At 47.0% G+C, this 790-nt stretch carries 1 protein-coding gene; it reads right to left on the bottom strand.

Annotation, left to right across the window (positions count from 1 at the left end; translation table 11 throughout):
* Positions 1-790 (bottom strand): F0F1 ATP synthase subunit beta (gene atpD, locus A3766_RS08660; RefSeq protein WP_068642086.1); only part of this gene is annotated, 790 nt, incomplete at both ends.

Here is a 790-nt window from a genome sequence, read left to right as displayed (position 1 = left end):
TGTCTGTACACCACGTGCAATTTCATAGTGCTCAGCACCAATCACCAAAGGATCTAGCTGACGAGAAGTAGAGTCTAGTGGATCGATCGCTGGGTAAATACCCTTAGAAGCGATGTCACGACTCAATACAACTGTTGCATCCAAGTGAGAGAAGGTTGTTGCTGGAGATGGGTCAGTCAAGTCATCCGCAGGTACATATACTGCCTGGATCGATGTGATCGAACCAGTCTTAGTAGATGTAATACGCTCCTGAAGAACACCCATTTCCTCAGCTAGTGTAGGCTGATAACCTACCGCTGAAGGCATACGACCTAGCAGTGCTGATACTTCAGTACCTGCCAGTGTGTAACGGTAGATATTATCAACGAACAATAGTACGTCTTTACCCTCGTCACGGAACTTCTCAGCCATTGTCAAACCAGTCAAGGCAACACGTAGCCTGTTTCCTGGTGGCTCGTTCATCTGACCGTATACCATCGCTACCTTAGAGTCTGTTGGAGTCTCTAGGTTTACAACGCCAGCTTCCTGCATTTCGTGATAGAAATCGTTACCCTCACGAGTACGCTCACCAACACCTGCGAATACTGAAAGACCAGAGTGCTTCAGTGCGATGTTGTTGATCAATTCCATCATGTTTACAGTTTTACCAACGCCCGCACCACCGAATAGACCAACTTTACCACCCTTAGCGAATGGACAAACCAAGTCGATTACTTTGATACCGGTTTCTAGCAATTCAGCCGATGCTGCTTGCTCTGCGTAAGTAGGTGCTTTACGGTGAATAGGCATA

Source organism: Oleiphilus sp. HI0132, from assembly GCF_001635845.1.
This window is presented reverse-complemented; position numbering and strand designations above follow the sequence as displayed.